18 protein-coding genes are annotated in these 16,778 nt (G+C 72.8%); 5 read left to right on the top strand and 13 right to left on the bottom strand.

Features of this window, described 5'->3' with window-relative positions:
- Positions 1-60: 60 nt before the first annotated feature.
- Positions 61-1,485: a type I glutamate--ammonia ligase gene (glnA, locus tag HNR21_RS27895; protein WP_119729630.1), complete on the bottom strand. Its 1,425-nt coding sequence runs from the start codon at positions 1,483-1,485 to the stop codon at positions 61-63.
- Between the two features lie 206 nt (positions 1,486-1,691).
- Between glnA and HNR21_RS27890 the strand changes: the two genes are divergently transcribed.
- Positions 1,692-2,174 (top strand): RDD family protein, encoded by a 483-nt coding sequence (locus tag HNR21_RS27890; RefSeq protein WP_119729631.1) that lies wholly within the window; start codon positions 1,692-1,694, stop codon positions 2,172-2,174.
- A gap of 82 nt (positions 2,175-2,256) precedes the next feature.
- Here HNR21_RS27890 and HNR21_RS27885 read toward each other — a convergent pair whose 3' ends face one another.
- Complete coding sequence (locus tag HNR21_RS27885; RefSeq protein ID WP_119729632.1) at positions 2,257-2,949, bottom strand: DUF4191 domain-containing protein; 693 nt, start codon at positions 2,947-2,949, stop codon at positions 2,257-2,259.
- A gap of 52 nt (positions 2,950-3,001) precedes the next feature.
- Positions 3,002-3,928: a lipoyl synthase gene (gene lipA, locus HNR21_RS27880; protein ID WP_182707520.1), complete on the bottom strand. Its 927-nt coding sequence runs from the start codon at positions 3,926-3,928 to the stop codon at positions 3,002-3,004.
- Between the two features lie 211 nt (positions 3,929-4,139).
- Between lipA and HNR21_RS27875 the strand changes: the two genes are divergently transcribed.
- On the top strand, positions 4,140-4,652 hold the full coding sequence (locus HNR21_RS27875; protein ID WP_182707519.1) for a YfbM family protein: 513 nt from the start codon (positions 4,140-4,142) through the stop codon (positions 4,650-4,652).
- A 7-nt stretch (positions 4,653-4,659) separates the two neighbouring features.
- Here the strand turns inward: HNR21_RS27875 and lipB are convergent, their stop codons facing one another.
- From lipB to HNR21_RS27835, 8 genes are all read right to left on the bottom strand, one after another.
- A complete protein-coding gene (gene lipB, locus HNR21_RS27870) occupies positions 4,660-5,373 on the bottom strand; it encodes a lipoyl(octanoyl) transferase LipB (protein ID WP_233358620.1) in 714 nt (237 codons plus the stop codon).
- A gap of 50 nt (positions 5,374-5,423) precedes the next feature.
- Positions 5,424-6,161 (bottom strand): Type 1 glutamine amidotransferase-like domain-containing protein, encoded by a 738-nt coding sequence (locus HNR21_RS27865; RefSeq protein ID WP_182707518.1) that lies wholly within the window; start codon positions 6,159-6,161, stop codon positions 5,424-5,426.
- Between the two features lie 97 nt (positions 6,162-6,258).
- On the bottom strand, positions 6,259-7,155 hold the full coding sequence (locus tag HNR21_RS27860; RefSeq protein WP_182707517.1) for a TIGR01777 family oxidoreductase: 897 nt from the start codon (positions 7,153-7,155) through the stop codon (positions 6,259-6,261).
- Positions 7,156-7,255: 100 nt separating this feature from the next.
- The gene (gene sucB / locus HNR21_RS27855) at positions 7,256-8,722 is read right to left on the bottom strand and encodes a 2-oxoglutarate dehydrogenase, E2 component, dihydrolipoamide succinyltransferase (RefSeq protein WP_182707516.1); all 1,467 of its coding nucleotides are present in this window, start codon (positions 8,720-8,722) and stop codon (positions 7,256-7,258) included.
- A 36-nt stretch (positions 8,723-8,758) separates the two neighbouring features.
- A complete protein-coding gene (gene lpdA / locus HNR21_RS27850; RefSeq protein ID WP_182707515.1) occupies positions 8,759-10,135 on the bottom strand; it encodes a dihydrolipoyl dehydrogenase in 1,377 nt (458 codons plus the stop codon).
- Positions 10,136-10,242: 107 nt separating this feature from the next.
- Positions 10,243-11,739, bottom strand: a complete 1,497-nt coding sequence (locus HNR21_RS27845; RefSeq protein WP_182707514.1) for a leucyl aminopeptidase — start codon at positions 11,737-11,739, stop codon at positions 10,243-10,245.
- 85 nt (positions 11,740-11,824) lie between these two features.
- On the bottom strand, positions 11,825-12,580 hold the full coding sequence (locus HNR21_RS27840) for an adenosylcobinamide-GDP ribazoletransferase (RefSeq protein WP_182707513.1): 756 nt from the start codon (positions 12,578-12,580) through the stop codon (positions 11,825-11,827).
- Positions 12,577-13,533, bottom strand: a complete 957-nt coding sequence (locus HNR21_RS27835; protein WP_312881349.1) for a bifunctional adenosylcobinamide kinase/adenosylcobinamide-phosphate guanylyltransferase — start codon at positions 13,531-13,533, stop codon at positions 12,577-12,579. Before HNR21_RS27835 ends, HNR21_RS27840 begins: the two co-directional genes overlap by 4 nt.
- A 70-nt stretch (positions 13,534-13,603) precedes the next feature.
- Here HNR21_RS27835 and HNR21_RS27830 point away from each other — a divergent pair, with 70 nt between their 5' ends.
- Complete coding sequence (locus HNR21_RS27830; RefSeq protein WP_312881347.1) at positions 13,604-13,819, top strand: hypothetical protein; 216 nt, start codon at positions 13,604-13,606, stop codon at positions 13,817-13,819.
- Positions 13,820-13,837: 18 nt separating this feature from the next.
- Here the strand turns inward: HNR21_RS27830 and HNR21_RS27825 are convergent, their stop codons facing one another.
- Both HNR21_RS27825 and HNR21_RS27820 read right to left on the bottom strand, forming a co-directional pair.
- Positions 13,838-14,839, bottom strand: a complete 1,002-nt coding sequence (locus HNR21_RS27825) for an aldo/keto reductase family protein (RefSeq protein WP_182707512.1) — start codon at positions 14,837-14,839, stop codon at positions 13,838-13,840.
- A 54-nt stretch (positions 14,840-14,893) separates the two neighbouring features.
- A complete protein-coding gene (locus HNR21_RS27820; RefSeq protein ID WP_182707511.1) occupies positions 14,894-15,490 on the bottom strand; it encodes a DUF3043 domain-containing protein in 597 nt (198 codons plus the stop codon).
- Between the two features lie 172 nt (positions 15,491-15,662).
- Here HNR21_RS27820 and HNR21_RS27815 point away from each other — a divergent pair, with 172 nt between their 5' ends.
- Positions 15,663-16,496: a PspA/IM30 family protein gene (locus HNR21_RS27815; RefSeq protein WP_198679146.1), complete on the top strand. Its 834-nt coding sequence runs from the start codon at positions 15,663-15,665 to the stop codon at positions 16,494-16,496.
- The gene (gene pspAA / locus HNR21_RS27810) at positions 16,493-16,771 is read left to right on the top strand and encodes a PspA-associated protein PspAA (RefSeq protein ID WP_119729643.1); all 279 of its coding nucleotides are present in this window, start codon (positions 16,493-16,495) and stop codon (positions 16,769-16,771) included. The genes HNR21_RS27815 and pspAA overlap by 4 nt, the downstream gene beginning before the upstream one ends.
- Positions 16,772-16,778: the final 7 nt, after the last annotated feature.

Raw genomic sequence — 16,778 nt, 5'->3', positions numbered from 1 at the left:
GCCACCGGAATCCGGTGACGGGGCCGCGACGAATGGCCGGCTCCGGCAGGGGAGCGCCGATCACACGTCGTAGTACAGCTCGAACTCGTGCGGGTGCGGGCGCAGCCGGATCGGGTCCAGCTCGTTCTCGCGCTTGTAGGAGATCCAGGTCTGGATCAGGTCCTCGGTGAAGACCCCGCCCTCGAGCAGGAACTCGTGGTCGGCCTCCAGCGCGTTCAGCACCGCCTCCAGCGAACCGGGCACCTGCGGGATGGCGCGGGCCTCCTCCGGCGGCAGCTCGTAGAGGTCCTTGTCGACCGGCTCCGGCGGCTCGATCTTGTTCTTGATGCCGTCGATGCCGGCCATCAGCATCGCCGAGAACGCCAGGTACGGGTTGCAGGACGGGTCCGGCACCCGGAACTCGATCCGCTTGGCCTTGGGGTTGGAGCCGGTGATCGGCACCCGGATGCAGGCCGACCGGTTCCGCTGCGAGTACACCAGGTTGACCGGGGCCTCGTAGCCGGGCACCAGCCGGTGGTAGGAGTTCACGGTCGGGTTGGTGAACGCCAGCAGCGCCGGGGCGTGCTTGAGCAGACCGCCGATGTACCAGCGGGCGGTGTCCGACAGCCCGGCGTAGCCGACCTCGTCGTAGAACAGCGGCGAGCCGTCCTTCCACAGCGACTGGTGGCAGTGCATGCCCGAGCCGTTGTCACCGAAGATCGGCTTGGGCATGAAGGTCACCGTCTTGCCGGCCGCCCGCGCCGTGTTCTTGACGACGTACTTGTAGAGCATCAGGTTGTCGGCGGTGGTGAGCATCTCGCCGAACCGGAAGTCGATCTCCGCCTGGCCCGCGGTGCCGACCTCGTGGTGCTGCATCTCGACCTTGATGCCGACCTTGATCAGGTTGGCCACCATCTCCGAGCGCAGGTCGGTGTAGTGGTCCATCGGCGGGACCGGGAAGTAGCCGCCCTTGTACGGGGGCTTGGCGCCCAGGTTGCCGCCGGCCTCCTCGCGGCCGGTGTTCCAGGCGCCCTCGATCGAGTCGAGGTAGTAGTAGCCGGCGTTCTGCTTGGTCTCGAACCGGACGTCGTCGAAGATGTAGAACTCGGCCTCGGGCCCGAAGTAGGCGGTGTCGGCGATGCCGGTGCTCTTGAGGTAGTCCTGCGCCTTCTTGGCCACGTTGCGCGGGTCGCGGCTGTAGGGCTCCCCGGTCAGCGGGTCGTGCACGAAGAACGTGATGTTCAGCGTCTTGTGCTGGCGGAACGGGTCGACGACCGCGGTGGTCGGGTCCGGCAGCAGCAGCATGTCGGACTCGTGGATCTCCTGGAACCCGCGGATGGAGGACCCGTCGAACATCAGGCCCTCGGTGAAGACGCTCTCCCCGAAGTTGTCCGCCGGGAACGTGAAGTGCTGCACGGTGCCGGGCAGGTCGACGAACCGACAGTCGACGAACTCGATGCCTTCGGCCTCTATGTAGCTCAGGACCTCGCCTGCGCTGCTGAACATCCAACCTCCTTGGGGCGCTTTCGTGCTGATGGAACGCTATGAGCCGGCCGTTTCCCTGCCGTGTCCCAAATGTTTCGCGTGTGTTACGCCTCATGCCGGGCCGTGACACGCGGTACGTCCGCCTCCGGTCGTCCTACCCAGGCGGCCCGTCCGGACACCGCGGACCGGGCACGGGACCCGTCCCGGCAGCGGATACCGTTGGGTCCATGAGCAGTGGCAGGCAGACGGCGGGCGGGCCGCGGTGGACGCAGACCTGGCTGGGCGGGGCGCGCTCGGCCGGGGCGGATCTGGGATATCCGGGGGAACGGCTGGGGCTTCCGGAGCAGGGTTCGCGGGCGGTCGCCGGCTACGGGCGGCGGCTGGTCGCGCTGTTCGTCGACTGGGGCCTGTGCATGGTGATCTCGGCGTTCGCCGTCCGCGTCCTGGAGCTGCCCGGGCAGTACCGCAGCCTGCTCACGCTGGGGCTGTTCGCGCTGCAGGCGGTGGTGCTGACCGCCACGATCGGGATGACGCTCGGCAAGCGGCTGTGCGGCATCCGGGTGGTCCGGCTGGACGGCCGCCCGGTCGGGCCGGTGTGGGCGCTGGTCCGCACCGCGCTGATCCTGGCGGTGGTCCCGGCGCTGCTGTGGGACCGCGACCACCGGGGCCTGCACGACCGGGCCGCCAACACCGTCGTGATCAACATCTGATCCGTTCCCGGGGACGTCCCGGAGGGACGAAAGCACCGCGGGCGGCCGGGGATCCCGGCCGCCCGCGGTGCGTCGGTCGTCGTCAGCGCGTCTTGGGCTTGGGGCCCTTGGGCATCCGGACCCCGCGCGGGACCGGGCCCTTGGGCATCTGCATCTTCTGCGGCAGCGCGCGCAGCCGGTCGTTCAGCTCCGCGACCTGGCCCTTGGTGAGGTTGCGGGGCAGCTTCATCAGGTGCCGCTGCAGCTTGTCGACCGGGATCTGGCCGTCCTCCGTGCCGACCTGCACGTCGTAGATCGGCACCTGCTGGGCGGCCCGCGAGATGCGCCTCTTCTCCGCGCCGAGCAGCGGGCCCACCCGGCTCGACGGGCCCTCGGAGACCAGGACCACCCCGGGCCGGCCCACCACCCGGTGCACCATGTCCAGGTTGCGGTTGCCGTTCACCGCCTCGGTGACGGTCCAGTTGCCGCGCATCGACTTCAGCACCGCCGCGGCCGCCCCCGGCTGCCCGGCGATCATCTTGAACTGGGCGCGCTGGGCCAGCTGGCCGAACACCACCATGCCCACCAGCACCGCCAGCAGCAGGCCGAGCGGGATCCAGAACCACAGCCCGCCGAAGACCAGCCCCGCCGCCACGAACAGCGCCAGCGTGCCGAGCGCGGACGCGACGACGATCGGGAGGGCCTTCGGATCCGCCTGCCGCAGGATCTTGACGATCATGCGGAGCTGCTGGAACCGTCCCGGGGTCTTCCCGGCATCGGAGGCGTTGTTCGACATGCCCCCCAGGATAGTGGGGCCCCTCCGGTGACCGCGTCCGGTCGGCGTCCGGTCAGCCCCGGGCGTCGATGGCCTGCTGGTAGAGGCGGCCGGCGCGGTAGCTGGAGCGGACCAGCGGGCCGGACATCACCCCGGCGAAGCCGATCTCCTCGGCCTCGGCCTTCAGCTCGATGAACTCCTCCGGCTTGACCCAGCGTTCCACCGGGTGGTGGCGCGGGGACGGCCGCAGGTACTGGGTGATGGTGACCAGCTCGCAGCCCGCCGCGTGCAGGTCGCGCAGCGCCTGGGAGACCTCCTCGCGGGTCTCGCCCATGCCCAGGATCAGGTTGGACTTGGTGACCAGCCCGGCCTCGCGGGCGCGGGTCAGCACCTCCAGGGACCGCTCGTAGCGGAACGCCGGGCGGATCCGCTTGAAGATCCGCGGCACCGTCTCCACGTTGTGCGCCAGCACCTCCGGACGGGCCCCGAACACCTCGGCCAGCAGCTCCGGCACCGCGTTGAAGTCGGGGATCAGCAGCTCCACGCCGCAGCCGGGCACCGCCTGGTGGATCTGCCGCACCGTCTCGGCGTACAGCCAGGCGCCCTGGTCGGGCAGGTCGTCGCGGGCCACCCCGGTCACCGTGGCGTACCGCAGCCCCATCGCGGCCACCGACTCGGCCACCCGGCGCGGCTCGTCGGGGTCGTAGGCGGCGGGCCTGCCGGTGTCGATCTGGCAGAAGTCGCACCGGCGGGTGCACTGGTCGCCGCCGATGAGGAAGGTGGCCTCCCGGTCCTCCCAGCACTCGTAGATGTTGGGACAGCCGGCCTCCTGGCACACCGTGTGCAGGCCCTCGTCCTTGACCAGCCTGGTGAGCTCGCGGTACTGCGGGCCCATCTTCAGCCGCGTCTTGATCCACGGCGGCTTGCGCTCGATGGGGGTCTGGCTGTTACGGACTTCTATGCGCAGGAGCTTGCGCCCCTCTGGGGTCACCGCGGTCACCTCTCTAATGTACGTGCCGTCCGGGCGGGCCGATCCGGGCGGGGCGGGACGGCGTCCGGTGCGGAGTCGATAACGATTCGGCCGCCACCTGGCGCGGCAAGCGCCCATTCGGCTCGTTTCGGGCGCCCGTGGCCGCCGATCTCTCTAAGGTTGCTCCCTGTTGTCTTGTTGTCGTGTAGCCGTGTCGAGTCGCATGCGAAGGAGCCAAGTCGTGGGCCTGGCGATGTCGTACCTGAGGCTGCCTCCGTCGCTGGAGGGCGAGCAGGATCCCGCCCGGATCGCCCGGCTGGTGTTCGGCGCGCGGGACTGGCGGCGACGCCATCCGGCGGACCGGGTGCTGGACGTGGGCGGCGCCTGGCAGGCGCTGCACTACCTGATCACCGGCGATCCGTGGGACGGCCGCCCGCCGGAGTCCGACGTGGTGTGCGGCGGCCGGCTGCTCACCGAGGAGGAGGGCGTGCTCGGGGTGGACGTGATCTACCTCGCCCCCGCCCGGGTGGAGGCGGCCGCCGGGATGCTCGCCGAGACCCCGTTCGACGCCCTGGCCGAACGGTTCGATCCGGCCGCCATGGCCGCCGCCGAGGTGCAGGACGCCGACCGGATGGACGCCGGCGTCTGCGAACGGGTGCTGCGGCCCGCCTACGACGGGCTGACCCGGCTGTTCTCCTCGGCGGCGGCCGACGGCCAGGCCGTCTACAAGGTGATGGCCCCCGCCGGCGGCTGACGCGCGCTCAGCCGTCGATCTGGGCGATGGTGCGGTGGTAGGTCTCCCGTGCGCCCAGCACGTCCGCCAGGTGGCGCTCCACCAGGGGCAGCACCTCCTGGACGGGGACGCGGCGGCCCAGTTCCTCGCTCAGCGAGGTGCTGCCGACGTCCCGGATCCCGCACGGCACGATGCGGTCGAACCAGGACATGTCGCAGTCGCAGTTCAGCATGAAGCCGTGCATGGTCACGCCGCGGGAGACCCGCACCCCGATCGAGCCGATCTTGCGGTCCGGGCGGCCGGGCACCCACAGCCCCCGCCGGCCCTCCACGGTGACGGTCTCCAGGCCCAGGTCGGCGCACACCCGCATCATCATCGTCTCCAGCTTGTGGACGTAGGAGATCACGTCCACCGGATCCGGCAGCCGGACGATGGGGTAGCCGGTGAGCTGGCCCGGGCCGTGCCAGGTGATGTTGCCGCCCCGGTCCACGTCGATCACCGGGGCGCCCGGGTCGGTCACCGGGCGGTCCAGGGGGGTGGTGCGCTTGCCGGCGGTGTAGACGGGCTCGTGCTCCAGCAGCAGCACGGTGTCGGGGATCTCCCCGGCGATGCGGCGCTCCTGGGTGCGGCGCTGCAGTTCCCATCCGGTCAGGTAGGGGACCGCACGCTCGCCGAAGCCCACGTGCACGATGACCAGTTCACCGGTGTTGGCGGCGGTCCCGGTCTCAAGTACGTCAGTCACCCGACCAGCCTACGTCCGCCCGCGGGCCGACGTGGGCGTCCCCGCGGATCTCACGCCCCCGCCAGCATCCGCGGCTCGATCACCGTCTCCTTGACGTCCCCCGCCCCGTTCGGCTGGACGTGGTAGGCGCGGCCCTCCGCCCGGTACGACACCGCCTGCACCAGTTCGGTGCCCACGTAGTGCAGGCCGACGCCCTCGTCGGCGGCGTACCCGGCGGGCAGCGTCCCCTCGGCCACCAGCCGCTGCAGCAGCGGGCGCCGCTGCGGGTCGCTGTCGTAGTGCACCCCGCACGAGTACGGCAGGAACCCCAGCCCGTCGGTCAGCGGGCGCAGCTCGGGACCGAAGGAGTCGGTGTTGCCGCCCACGTGCCAGCACAGCGCCCCGGCGCTCTGCCCGGTCAGCACCACCCCCTGCTCCCACGCCTCGCGCAGGATCCGGTCCAGCCCGTGCAGCCGCCACAGCGCCAGCAGGTTGGCGACGCTGCCGCCGAACACGTAGATCAGGTCCTGGGCGAGCAGGTGCGAGCGCATGTCGGCGATGTTGGGCATCGGGAACAGCGCCAGATGGCTGGCCTCCACGTCCAGCCCGGACAGCGCCGCGTACCCGCGCGCGACGTGCTCGGCGCCGTCGCCCAGCGCGGTGGGCAGGAAGCACACCCGGGGCCGGTCCTGGCCGGTGAGGTCGAGCGCGTAGCGCAGCAGCGGGCTGGGGGACAGCCCGTACCGGTCGTTCGGAACGAAGGTGCCGCCGCCGATCGCGAGGATGTGCGGTTGCCCGTCGGTGCTCATGTCGTCCCTCCCGCCGTACGGTGATCTCGCCGATCACCGTACGGCCGGCCGGGCCCGCGGGTGGTGGCTTTGGGCAATGTTGAACTCGCCGGGTGAATCACCGGGAGATGAGCTCGGCGGCCAGCGCACCGGCCAGGTCCTCGTGGGCGAAGCGGAACCCGGCCTCGGTCAGCCGCCTGGGGAGGACCCGCTGGCTGAACAGGACCCCTTCCTCGGCGAAACCGCCGACCGCGATCCGCAGCGCGAACGCCGGCACCGCCCAGGGGGCGGGCCGCCGCACCGCCCTGCCGAGCGTCCTGGTGAACTCGGCGTTGGTGACCGGGCGGGGAGCGGTCAGGTTCACCGGCCCCGACAGGCCGGAGTCGATGAGGAACCGCAGCGCCGCGACCTGGTCGGTCAGCGAGATCCAGCTCATGTACTGCCGCCCCGAGCCCAGCCGCCCGCCCAGTCCCAGCCGGAACAGCGGCAGCAGCCGCCTGCCGAGGGCCCTGCCGTCACGGCCGAGCACCATCCCGGTGCGCGCCAGCACGACCCGGATCCCGGCGTCGGCGGCGGGACGCGCGGCGGCCTCCCAGTCGGCGACCACCTGCGCCAGGAAACCCCCGCCCTGCGGGGAGTCCTCGTCGGCCTCCCGGTCGCCGGTGTCGCCGTAGTAGCCGACTCCCGACCCGGACACCAGCACGGCCGGCCTGTCCGACAGCCCGGCCATCGCGGTGGCGATGGTGGCGGTGCCGTGGATCCGGCTGTCGCGGATCCGGCGCTTGTAGCCCTCGGTCCAGCGCCGGTCGCCGACCCCGGCCCCGGCCAGGTGGACGACCGCGTGCACGCCCTCCAGCGCGGCCGTGTCCACCCCGCCGCCCGGCTCCCACCTGGCCTCTGCCGGCCCCTTCGGCTCCCGCCGGACCAGCCGCAGCACCCGGTGCCCGTCGGCCTCCAGGCTGCGCGCCAGCGCCCCGCCGATGAACCCGGACGCACCGGTGATCGCGATCCGCATCACGCCACTGTACGCGGGGCCGCCGGAAAGCACGGACCCCGCCGCGGGCGTGCGGCGGGGTCCGTGCTCTCGAAGTCGCTCCTCCGGGCGGACGGCGGCGTCAGAGGCCGAGCTCGGCCTCGAAGTTGCCCTCCTCCAGGCGGTGCTTGATGGTGCCGAGGAAGCGGGCGGCGTCGGCGCCGTCGATCAGCCGGTGGTCGTAGGTCAGGGCCAGGTAGACCATCGACCGGACGGCGATGACCTCGCCCAGCTCGGGGTCGTCGATGACGGCCGGGCGCTTGACGACCGCGCCGGTGCCGAGCATGCCGACCTGCGGCTGGTTGAGGATCGGGGTGTCGAACAGCGCGCCCCGGCTGCCGGTGTTGGTCAGCGTGAACGTGCCGCCGGCCAGCTCGTCCGGGCTGACCTTGTTGGTGCGGGTGCGCTCGGCCAGGTCGGCGATCCGCTGCGCCAGCCCGCCCAGGTTGAGCTGGCCGGCGTTGTGGATCACCGGGACCATCAGGCCCCGCTCGGGCACGTCCACCGCGATCCCGAGGTTCTCCACGTCGTAGTAGGTGACCTCGTTGGTCTCGCTGTTGATGACCGCGTTGAGCTTGGGGTGGACCTTGAGGGCCTCGACCGCCGCCAGCGCGAAGAACGGCATGAACGACAGCTTCACGCCCTCGCGGGCCAGGAAGTCGGCCTTGGCCCGCTCGCGCAGCCGGGCGATCTTGGTGACGTCCACCTCGACCACGGTGGTGAGCTGGGCGGAGACCTGCAGCGACTCCACCATCCGGCGGGCGATGGTCTGCCGGATCCGGGTCATCTTCTCGGTCTTGCCGCGCAGCTGCAGCGCCTCGGGGGTGGGCGCGGCGTGCGCCGGGGCCGGGCGGGCCGGGGCCTGCGGGGCGGCCGGGGCGGGGGCCGGGGCGGCCTGCCGGGCGGCCTCCTTGGCCTTGGCGGCCTCCAGCACGTCCTGCTTGCGGATCCGGCCGCCGACGCCGGTGCCCTTGACCTCCGACAGGTCCACGCCGTGCTCGGCTGCCAGCTTGCGCACCAGCGGCGTGACATACGGGCCCTCACCCGAGGGGGCCTCGGCGGCGGGCGCGGCGGGCTGCTGCGGGGCCGGCTGCTGCGGCGCGGGCTGCGGGGCCGGGGCGGGCTGCGGGGCCGGAGCAGGGGCCGGGGCGGGCGGCTGCGGGGCGGCGGCCGGGGCGGGCGGCGGCCAGGACGCCGGCGGCGCCGACTGCGGCGGGGCGGCCTGCTGCTGCGGCTGCTGCGGCTCGGGCTCGGGCGCGGGCTCCTCGGCCGGCGGGGCCGCGGGGGCGCCCCCGCCGGCCGCCGCCTCCTCCTCGGACGAGATGATCGCCAGCTCGGCGCCGACCTCCACGGTCTCGTCCTCGGCGACGGTGATGCTGGTCAGGATGCCCGATGCCGGCGAGGGGATCTCGGTGTCGACCTTGTCGGTCGATACTTCGAGAAGCGGCTCGTCCGTCGCGACGTGCTCACCCTCCTTCTTCAGCCAGCGGGTGACGGTGCCCTCGGTGACGCTCTCGCCGAGCTGGGGCATGGTGACGGAGACCGGCATGGCTCTCAGCGACTCCTTCGACTATGTGCGGGCGGATCAGCCGTGCACGTGCAGTGGCTTGCCGGCGAGCGCCAGGTGTGCCTCGCCGACGGCCTCGGACTGGGTCGGGTGGGGGTGGATGAGCTGGGCGACCTCGGACGGCAGGGCCTCCCAGTTGTAGATGAGCTGGCCCTCGGTGATGAGCTCGCCGACCCGGGCGCCCACCATGTGGATGCCGAGCACCCGGCCGTCCTTCTCCGCGATCACCTTCACCTCGCCCTGCGTACCCAGGATCTTGCTCTTGGGATTGCCTGCCAGATCATAGGTGACCTGCGTGATCTCATATCCGCGCTGGATCGCCGCGGCGGAGGTCAGGCCCACCGAGGCGACCTCCGGGTCGCTGTAGGTGATGCGGGGCACGCCGTCGTAGTCGATCGGCGCCGGGGACAGCCCGCCGAGCCGTTCGGCCACCAGGATGCCCTCGGCGAAGCCGACGTGCGCCAGCTGCGGGGTGGCGATCAGGTCGCCGACCGCGCTGATCGTGGGAATGGCGGTGCGGCAGTACTCGTCGACCTTGACGAACCCGCGTTCCAGCTCGACGCCGGCCTCCTCGAAGCCCAGCCCCTCGGAGACCGGGCCGCGGCCGACCGCGACCAGCAGCAGCTCGGCCTCCAGGACCTTGCCGCCCTCCAGGGCGACCCGCACCCCGGAGCCGGTGGTCTGCACGCTCTCGAACCGGGCGCCGAGCTCGTACTTGATGCCGCGCTTGCGGAACGCCCGCTCCAGCCGCTTGGAGCTGGACTCCTCCTCCAGCGGCAGCAGGTGCGGCAGCGCCTCCACGATGGTGACCTCGGCGCCGAACGAACGCCAGATGCTGGCGAACTCCACCCCGATCACGCCGCCGCCGAGCACCACCACCGAGGCGGGCACCCGGTCCAGCTTCAGCGCGTGGTCGCTGGAGATCACCCGCTCGCCGTCGATGTCCAGCCCGGGCAGCGAACGCGGCCGCGAACCGGTGGCCAGCACGATGTGACGGCCCTCGTAGACCTCGTCGCCGACCCGCACCGCGGTGGGCCCGGCCAGCCGGCCCTCGCCCTGCACGATCGTGATGCCCTTGGACTTGATCAGCCCGGTCAGGCCCTTGACGGTGGTGGAGACCACCTTGTCCTTGTAGGCCTGCACCCCGGGCACGTCGACGCCCTCGTACGTGGCCTTGACGCCGAACGCCGCGGCCTCCCGCGCGGTGTCGGCGACCTCGGCCGCGTGCAGCAGCGCCTTGGTCGGGATGCAGCCGCGGTTCAGGCAGGTGCCGCCGAGGGTGTCCCGCTCGATCAGGGCCACGCTCATGCCGAGTTCGGCGGCCCGCAGAGCGCAGGCGTATCCGCCGCTGCCACCACCCAGGACGACGATGTCGAAGGGGCCGCTGCCTGCCACTGAACGCTCCTTGTCATGGGTCCGGTCCGCTCCGCGGCACCGTTGCCGCGAAGGGAATCCTTTCACTTGTCGGGTCGTGCCGCGCCCCGGTTACGGCGCGACGAGCCTCACAGCGACCCGGCGGCGACGTCCTCGGCGATCTGCACCAGCGTGCGCGTCGCGGCGCCGGTGCCGCCCTTGGGGACCTCCCCGTACGGCTCGCCCTTGTTGAACGCCGGGCCGGCGATGTCCAGGTGCGCCCACCGCACCCCGTCGGGCACGAACTCCTTCAGGAACACCCCGGCGACCAGCATGCCGCCCCAGCGCTCGTTGCTGATGTTGGCGATGTCGGCCACCGCCGAGTCCAGGCCCTTGCGCAGCTCCGGCGGCAGCGGCATCGGCCAGCTCGGCTCACCGGCGCGGCCCGCCGCGTCCACCACCTTCGCGCGCACCTCGTCGTCGTTGGCCATCACCCCGGTGGTCCGGGTGCCCAGCGCGACCAGCTGCGCGCCGGTCAGCGTGGCCACGTCCACCAGCAGGTCCGGGGAGTCCTCGCCGGAGCGGACCAGCGCGTCGGCCAGCACCAGCCGGCCCTCGGCGTCGGTGTTGAGCACCTCGACGGTCTTGCCGCCGTAGATGGTCAGCACGTCGGAGGGGCGCTGCGCGGTGCCGCTGGGCATGTTCTCGGCCAGCGGCAGGTAGCCCACCACGTTGACCTTCGGCTTGAGCAGCCCGATCGCGCGCAGCGCGCCGAGCACCGCGCCCGCGCCGCCCATGTCGGACTTCATCCAGTCCATCGACTCGGTCGGCTTGAGCGACAGGCCGCCGGTGTCGAACGTGATGCCCTTGCCGACGAACACCACCGTCCGGTCGGCCTCGGGGTGCGCGTAGGCCAGCCGCACCAGGCGGGGCGGGCGCGCCGAGCCCTGCCCGACGCCCACGATGCCGCCGTACCCGCCGTCGGCCAGCGCCCTCTCGTCCAGGATCTGCGCGTCCAGCCCGACCTCGTCGGCGACCTTGGCGGCGATCTGCGCCATGTCGTCCGGGCCGAGGTCCATCGGCGGGGTGTTGACCAGGTCGCGCACCAGCGCCACCGAGTCGGCCAGGATCCGCGCCCGCTCCAGCGCGCGGTCGGCGCCCTCGGCCCCGGTCAGCACGATCACCTCGGCGACCGGGTCCTTACGCTCGCCGGTGCGGTACCGGTCGAAGACGTACCCGCCCAGCAGCGCGCCCAGCGCCACCGCGCCGGCCTCGTCGGCCGAGCCCGCCGGCAGCGCCACCGCCACCCGCCGCGCCGAACCGGCCAGCGCGCGCACCGCGGCGCCGGCCGCGCGGCGCAGCGCGTCGGCGCCGGTCTCCTCGCCCAGCCCGGCGGCCACCAGGACCGGGGCGGGCAACGCGCCCAGCGTGGGCAGCTTGACGATCTCCCCGGCCTTGCCGGCGGCGCCCAGCGACCGCAGCGCGTCGCCCAGCCGGCCGTCGAAGGCCCGGTCGACGTCCTGGCCTCCGGCGGCGAGCCGGGGCGGGGCGGCGGGGTCGCCGGAGTCCCCGGGAAGGGTTCCGATCACGATCGCGTCGACCTCCAGGGCCGACGGGGCTGCGCTGTCGAGGCTGATGGTCGTCACATCGTCCGATGCTAGTCCTCCCACTGACCGCTTTCGCCCATTTGGATCAAGGCCCGCGCCCCGCGGGCGGGCCGATCGGGGCCGGTCAGCGCACCGCGAGCACCAGCAGCGCGGCCAGCGCGGCGATCTCGGCGAGCGCCCCGAGCACGTCGCCGGTCACCCCGCCCAGCCGCCGCACCGCGTGCCGCAGCAGCGCCAGCGCGGCGCCCACCCCGCAGACGACGGCCAGCGCGCTCGTCACGAGCCCGTGCAGCCCTCCCGCCAGCGCCCCGCAGCCCGTCGCGAGCACCAGCACGATCACCGTGACCGCCGCGGCGCCCCCGGCCGGGACCGTCCCGGCGACCAGCGCGCCCAGCCCCTCCGGCCGGGCCGCCGGAACGCCCGCACGGCAGGCCCAGGGGAAGGCCAGCCGCCCGGTCACCGCGGCGAGGACCACCGCGTACGCCCCCTCCGGGGCCTCGGCCAGCGCCGCCGCCTGGGCCATCACCACCAGCAGCAGCGTCACCACGCCGAACGGGCCGATGTCGGAGCGCTTCATGACCGCCAGCGCCTCCTCGGCCGGACGGCCGCTGCCCAGCCCGTCGGCCAGGTCGGCCAGTCCGTCCAGGTGCAGCGCACGGGTCAGCACCGCCGGCACCGCCACCGCCAGCACCGCCCGGGTCAGCCCGCCCAGCCCGAGCCGGTCGGCGGCCACCATGACCAGCGCCGCCGCGCCGCCCACCACCAGCCCCACGGCGGGGGCGGCCAGCATCGCCCGCCGCGCCGTGTCCCGGTCGACGCGGTCGTTCCGCACCGGCAGCACCGTCAGCAGCCCGAACGCCAGCCGGATCCCGTCGGTCATCGCCACGCCTCCATGATCCGCCCGGCCACCACCAGCGCGACCTCCTCGGACTCGGCCGCCAGCCGCCGGTTGACCTCGCCGAGCGCGTCCCGGAACAGCCGGCCCGCCCGCGTCGCCGGCACCACCGACAGCCCGACCTCGTCGCTGACCGCCACCACGCGGGCGGCGGTGGACCGCCACGCCGCCACCAGCTCGTCCACCTGCGGGCGCACGGCCGCGGGGTCCTCCCAGGCGCCCGCCCGGTCCATCACGGAGGTCAGCCAGGACCCGATGCTGTCCACCAGCAGCGCCCCCGTCCCGGCGCGCAGCACGGCGGCCAGGTCGGTGGTCTCGATCGTCCGCCACCAGTGCGGGCGGCGTTCCCGGTGCGCCTCGACCCGCGCCGCCCACTCGGCGTCGCCGGTCCCGAACGACGCGGTCGCCACGTACGTCACGTGCGGATGGGCCAGCAGCCGCAATTCGGCCTCGGCGGACTTGCCCGAACGCGCGCCGCCCAGCAGCAGCGTCCGGTGCGTGCCCTCCCGGGGCCGCGCCCACCACCCGAGACGACGGCGCAGCTCACCGGGGGAGGGAAGGCGATGGTCATTGTGAACGGCGAACACCCGCGTGGCAGAGGCGACCGCACCGCGATGCCGCAGCAGGCCCAGGTGCTCGGGGCATCCGGCCAGATCCAGCAGCACCGCGTCATAGATCACGTCGTCGGCGGGCTCGGGACGCTCCCCGGGGCCGGACGCGTACAGCAGCCGCCCCCCGCCCGGCGCGCGGACGTCGTATCCGCCGGGCACCTCACGGCGGGGCAGATCCTCCAGCGGAACGCCGTCGACCAGCACGCGGGTGGGCTCGAAGGCCACCCCCTCGGCCCGCAGCCCGTTGCAGGAGGCGCAGCGGCAGCCGGGTTCGGGCCAGCCGCGGGGCCCGGCGGTCCCGGGGAGTTCGATGTCCATGTCGTCCATGTCGCCGCGCCACTTTACGGCGGGCCGCCGGCGCCGGACCGGCTAGTCTCACCTCCGACAAGGGAGGTCGATGCTTTCCATGCCGTGGAGCTGGCGTTTGCAGAAGGGCGACGGGGAGACGGTGACCGTGCCCGGCGTGCCCGAGGAGACCTTCACCACCCAGGCCGACGCCGAGTCGTGGCTGGGGCTGAACTGGCGTGAGCTCCGGGACGCGGGGGTCGAGCAGGTGACCCTCGTGGAGGACGGCCGGACCGTCTACCCGATGAGCCTGCTCGACCCCGAATAGGCCCCCGAGGCCCCCGGGTCAGGGGCGCCTGGCCGGGCTGGCCGTCTTGGCCGGGTCCCGCACGACGACCGGCCCGAGCACGTCGTCGATGCGCTTGAGCACGTCGTCGTCCAGCTTCACCCCGGCGGCCTTGACGTTGTCGCGGACCTGCTCGGGCCGCGAGGCGCCGATGATCGCCGCCGAGACGTTCGGGTTCTGCAGCACCCAGGCGACCGCCAGCTGCGCCATCGACAGGCCCAGGTCCTGGGCGATCGGCCGCAGGTTCTGCACCCGGGTGAGGATGTCGTCGGTCAGCATCCCCTTGATGAAGTTGGCCCCGCCCGCCTCGTCGGTGGCGCGCGACCCGGCCGGCGGCGGCTGCCCCGGCAGGTACTTGCCGGTCAGCACGCCCTGGGCGATCGGGGACCAGACGAGCTGGCCGATGCCCTCCCGCTCGCACAGCGGGACGATCTCCTCCTCGATGACCCGCCACAGCATCGAGTACTGCGGCTGGTTGGAGACGATCCGGTCGAAGCCCATCTCGTCGGCGATCTTCAGGGCGCGCTCGATCTCCTCGGCCCGCCACTCCGAGACGCCCACGTACAGCACCTTGCCCTGCCGCACCAGGTCGTCGAACGCCCGCAGGGTCTCCTCCAGCGGGGTCTCGTGGTCGAACCGGTGCGCCTGGTACAGGTCGACGTAGTCGGTCTGCAGCCGGCGCAGCGAGCCCTCCACCGACTCCATGATGTGCTTGCGCGACAGCCCGCGGTCGTTCTTGCCGGGGCCGGTGGGCCAGTACACCTTGGTGAAGATCTCCAGGCCCTCGCGCCGCTGGCCCTTCAGTGCCCGGCCCAGCACCTCCTCGGCCCTGGTGCCGGCGTAGACGTCGGCGGTGTCGAACGTGGTGATCCCCTCGTCGAGGGCCGCGTGCACGCAGGCGACGGCGGCGTCCTCCTCGACCTGGGAGCCGTGGGTCAGCCAGTTGCCGTACGCGATCTCGCTGATCACGAGACCGCTACGGCCGAGGTGTCGGAATTCCATGCCCCCGACCCTAATCCCCAAGATCAGGTGTTCCGGACCGCCGGAATCCGGCGCTCAGCCGCGGTCGCGCGCCTCGACCCGCTCGCCCACCCTGACCTGCGGCTCGGGGACGCGGAACCGGCGGATCTGCATGGCCCGCACCGCCGCGTACAGGCCCACGCCCTTGCGGTCCTCGTCGGGGAACCGCTCGGCGGTCAGCCGCTTGACCCGCGAGCTGATCCAGAAGCCCTCCAGCAACACCACCAGCAGCAGCAGCGGCGGGCCGAACAGCATCAGCAGCGCGGTGATCGGGGTCCGGACGAAGCTGAGCAGCACGATGACGAACATCGCGTACATCAGATAGGACCCGAACGTGCGCCGGCCGTCGACGTAGTCGCGGGCGAACTTGCGGACCGGGCCCCGGTCGCGCTTGAGCAGGTACCGCTCGTCGCCCTTCTTCATGCCCTCGCGGACCTTCTCGCGGTTCTGCGCCTGGCGCTCGCGGAACCGCCGGTAGGCCTCCTTGCGGTCGCGGGGCGCGGTGATGTACTGGCGCCGCCGCTTCTGGGCCTCGCTGCGCTTGGGCGTGGGACGGCCCTTGCCCCCCGGCTTGACCGGCTGGGGAGGCCGCTCGGCGGGGGCGGTCTCGGTGCGACGTCGGAACACGGGCATCAGGGTACCGTCCGCCGCCCGCTGCGCCGTCCCGTGGAACTCCCCGCATGCCGGGTACGTCTCACCTGCACCAGGCAGGCGACATCATGGAGCCGCCGCTCGTTAACGCGTAGGGTGATAACAACCCCAGCAGTGGTCATTGAGTACATCACGAAGGGACCGGCGCCGCGCGATGAGCGTGATGAAGCGAATGTCGATGATCTTCAAGTCCAAGGCGAACAAGGCGCTGGACCGGATGGAGGATCCTCGCGAGACCCTGGACTATTCCTATCAGCGCCAGCTGGAGATGCTGCAGAAGGTGCGCCGCGGGGTGGCCGACGTCGCGACCTCGCGCAAGCGCCTGGAACTGCAGATCCAGCAGCTCGAGCGGCAGCACGACAAGCTGACCGAGCAGGGGCGCAAGGCGCTGCAGGTGGGGCGCGAGGACCTGGCCCGCGAGGCGCTGCAGCGCCGGGCGGGCCTGGACACCCAGCTGGCGGACCTGCGGACGCAGTACGAGAACCTGCAGAGCGAGGAGGAGAAGCTCACGCTCGCCTCCCAGCGGCTGCAGGCCAAGGTGGACGCCTTCCGCACCCGCAAGGAGACCATCAAGGCCACCTACACCGCGGCCGAGGCCCAGACGAAGATCAACGAGGCGTTCGCCGGGATCTCCGAGGAGATGGGCGACGTCGGCCTGGCCATCCAGCGGGCCGAGGAGAAGACCGAGAACATGAAGGCCCGCGCCGGGGCCATCGACGAGCTGCTGGCCTCCGGTGCGCTGGAGGACTTCTCCGGTCCGCGCGACGACATCCAGGCCGAGCTGGACCGGATGGGCGCCACCGCCGGGGTGGAGCTGGAGCTGGAGCGGATGAAGGCCGAGCTCGGCCAGGGCCCGGCGCCCAAGCAGCTCGACCCGGGCGCCCCGCAGGGCCAGGCCCAGGCCGAGCAGGCGCCGCAGCAGCAGGCCGCGCCGCAGCAGCCGCCGGCGCAGGGCCCGTGGCCGCAGCAGCCCGGGGGTGCGCAGTGATCGTCCGGATCATGGGGGAGGGACAGCTGGACGTCTCCTCCGCCGATCTGGCCTCCCTCCAGGAGCTCGACGGGGCGGTCGAGGCCGCCATCGAGGCCGGGGACGAGCCGGCGTTCCGCAGCGCGCTGCACGCGCTGCTGGACAACGTGCGGGCCGTCGGCAAGCCGCTGCCGGCCGACAGCCTGGAGCCCTCGGAGCTGATCCTGCCGCCGGCCGACTCCGACATGGACGAGGTCCGCAAGATGCTGGGCGACGAGGGGCTCATCCCCGACTGACGACGCA

It is taken from the genome of Thermomonospora cellulosilytica (assembly GCF_014138835.1).
Taxonomy (GTDB): Bacteria; Actinomycetota; Actinomycetes; order Streptosporangiales; family Streptosporangiaceae; genus Thermomonospora; species Thermomonospora amylolytica.
The sequence above is the reverse complement of the archived record's forward strand: the minus strand, read 5'-3'. Positions and strand labels throughout refer to the sequence as shown.

Coding starts and splice junctions, on each gene's coding strand:
- HNR21_RS27830 (WP_312881347.1), top strand. CDS start 13,604: ATGCTTTCCATGCCGTGGAGCTGGCGTTTGCAGAAGGGCGACGGGGAG.
- HNR21_RS27890 (WP_119729631.1), top strand. CDS start 1,692: ATGAGCAGTGGCAGGCAGACGGCGGGCGGGCCGCGGTGGACGCAGACC.
- HNR21_RS27840 (WP_182707513.1), bottom strand. CDS start 12,580: ATGACCGACGGGATCCGGCTGGCGTTCGGGCTGCTGACGGTGCTGCCG.
- sucB (WP_182707516.1), bottom strand. CDS start 8,722: ATGCCGGTCTCCGTCACCATGCCCCAGCTCGGCGAGAGCGTCACCGAG.
- HNR21_RS27860 (WP_182707517.1), bottom strand. CDS start 7,155: ATGCGGATCGCGATCACCGGTGCGTCCGGGTTCATCGGCGGGGCGCTG.
- HNR21_RS27825 (WP_182707512.1), bottom strand. CDS start 14,839: ATGGAATTCCGACACCTCGGCCGTAGCGGTCTCGTGATCAGCGAGATC.
- glnA (WP_119729630.1), bottom strand. CDS start 1,485: ATGTTCAGCAGCGCAGGCGAGGTCCTGAGCTACATAGAGGCCGAAGGC.
- HNR21_RS27815 (WP_198679146.1), top strand. CDS start 15,663: ATGAGCGTGATGAAGCGAATGTCGATGATCTTCAAGTCCAAGGCGAAC.
- HNR21_RS27865 (WP_182707518.1), bottom strand. CDS start 6,161: ATGAGCACCGACGGGCAACCGCACATCCTCGCGATCGGCGGCGGCACC.
- HNR21_RS27835 (WP_312881349.1), bottom strand. CDS start 13,533: ATGGACGACATGGACATCGAACTCCCCGGGACCGCCGGGCCCCGCGGC.
- HNR21_RS27885 (WP_119729632.1), bottom strand. CDS start 2,949: ATGTCGAACAACGCCTCCGATGCCGGGAAGACCCCGGGACGGTTCCAG.
- HNR21_RS27820 (WP_182707511.1), bottom strand. CDS start 15,490: ATGCCCGTGTTCCGACGTCGCACCGAGACCGCCCCCGCCGAGCGGCCT.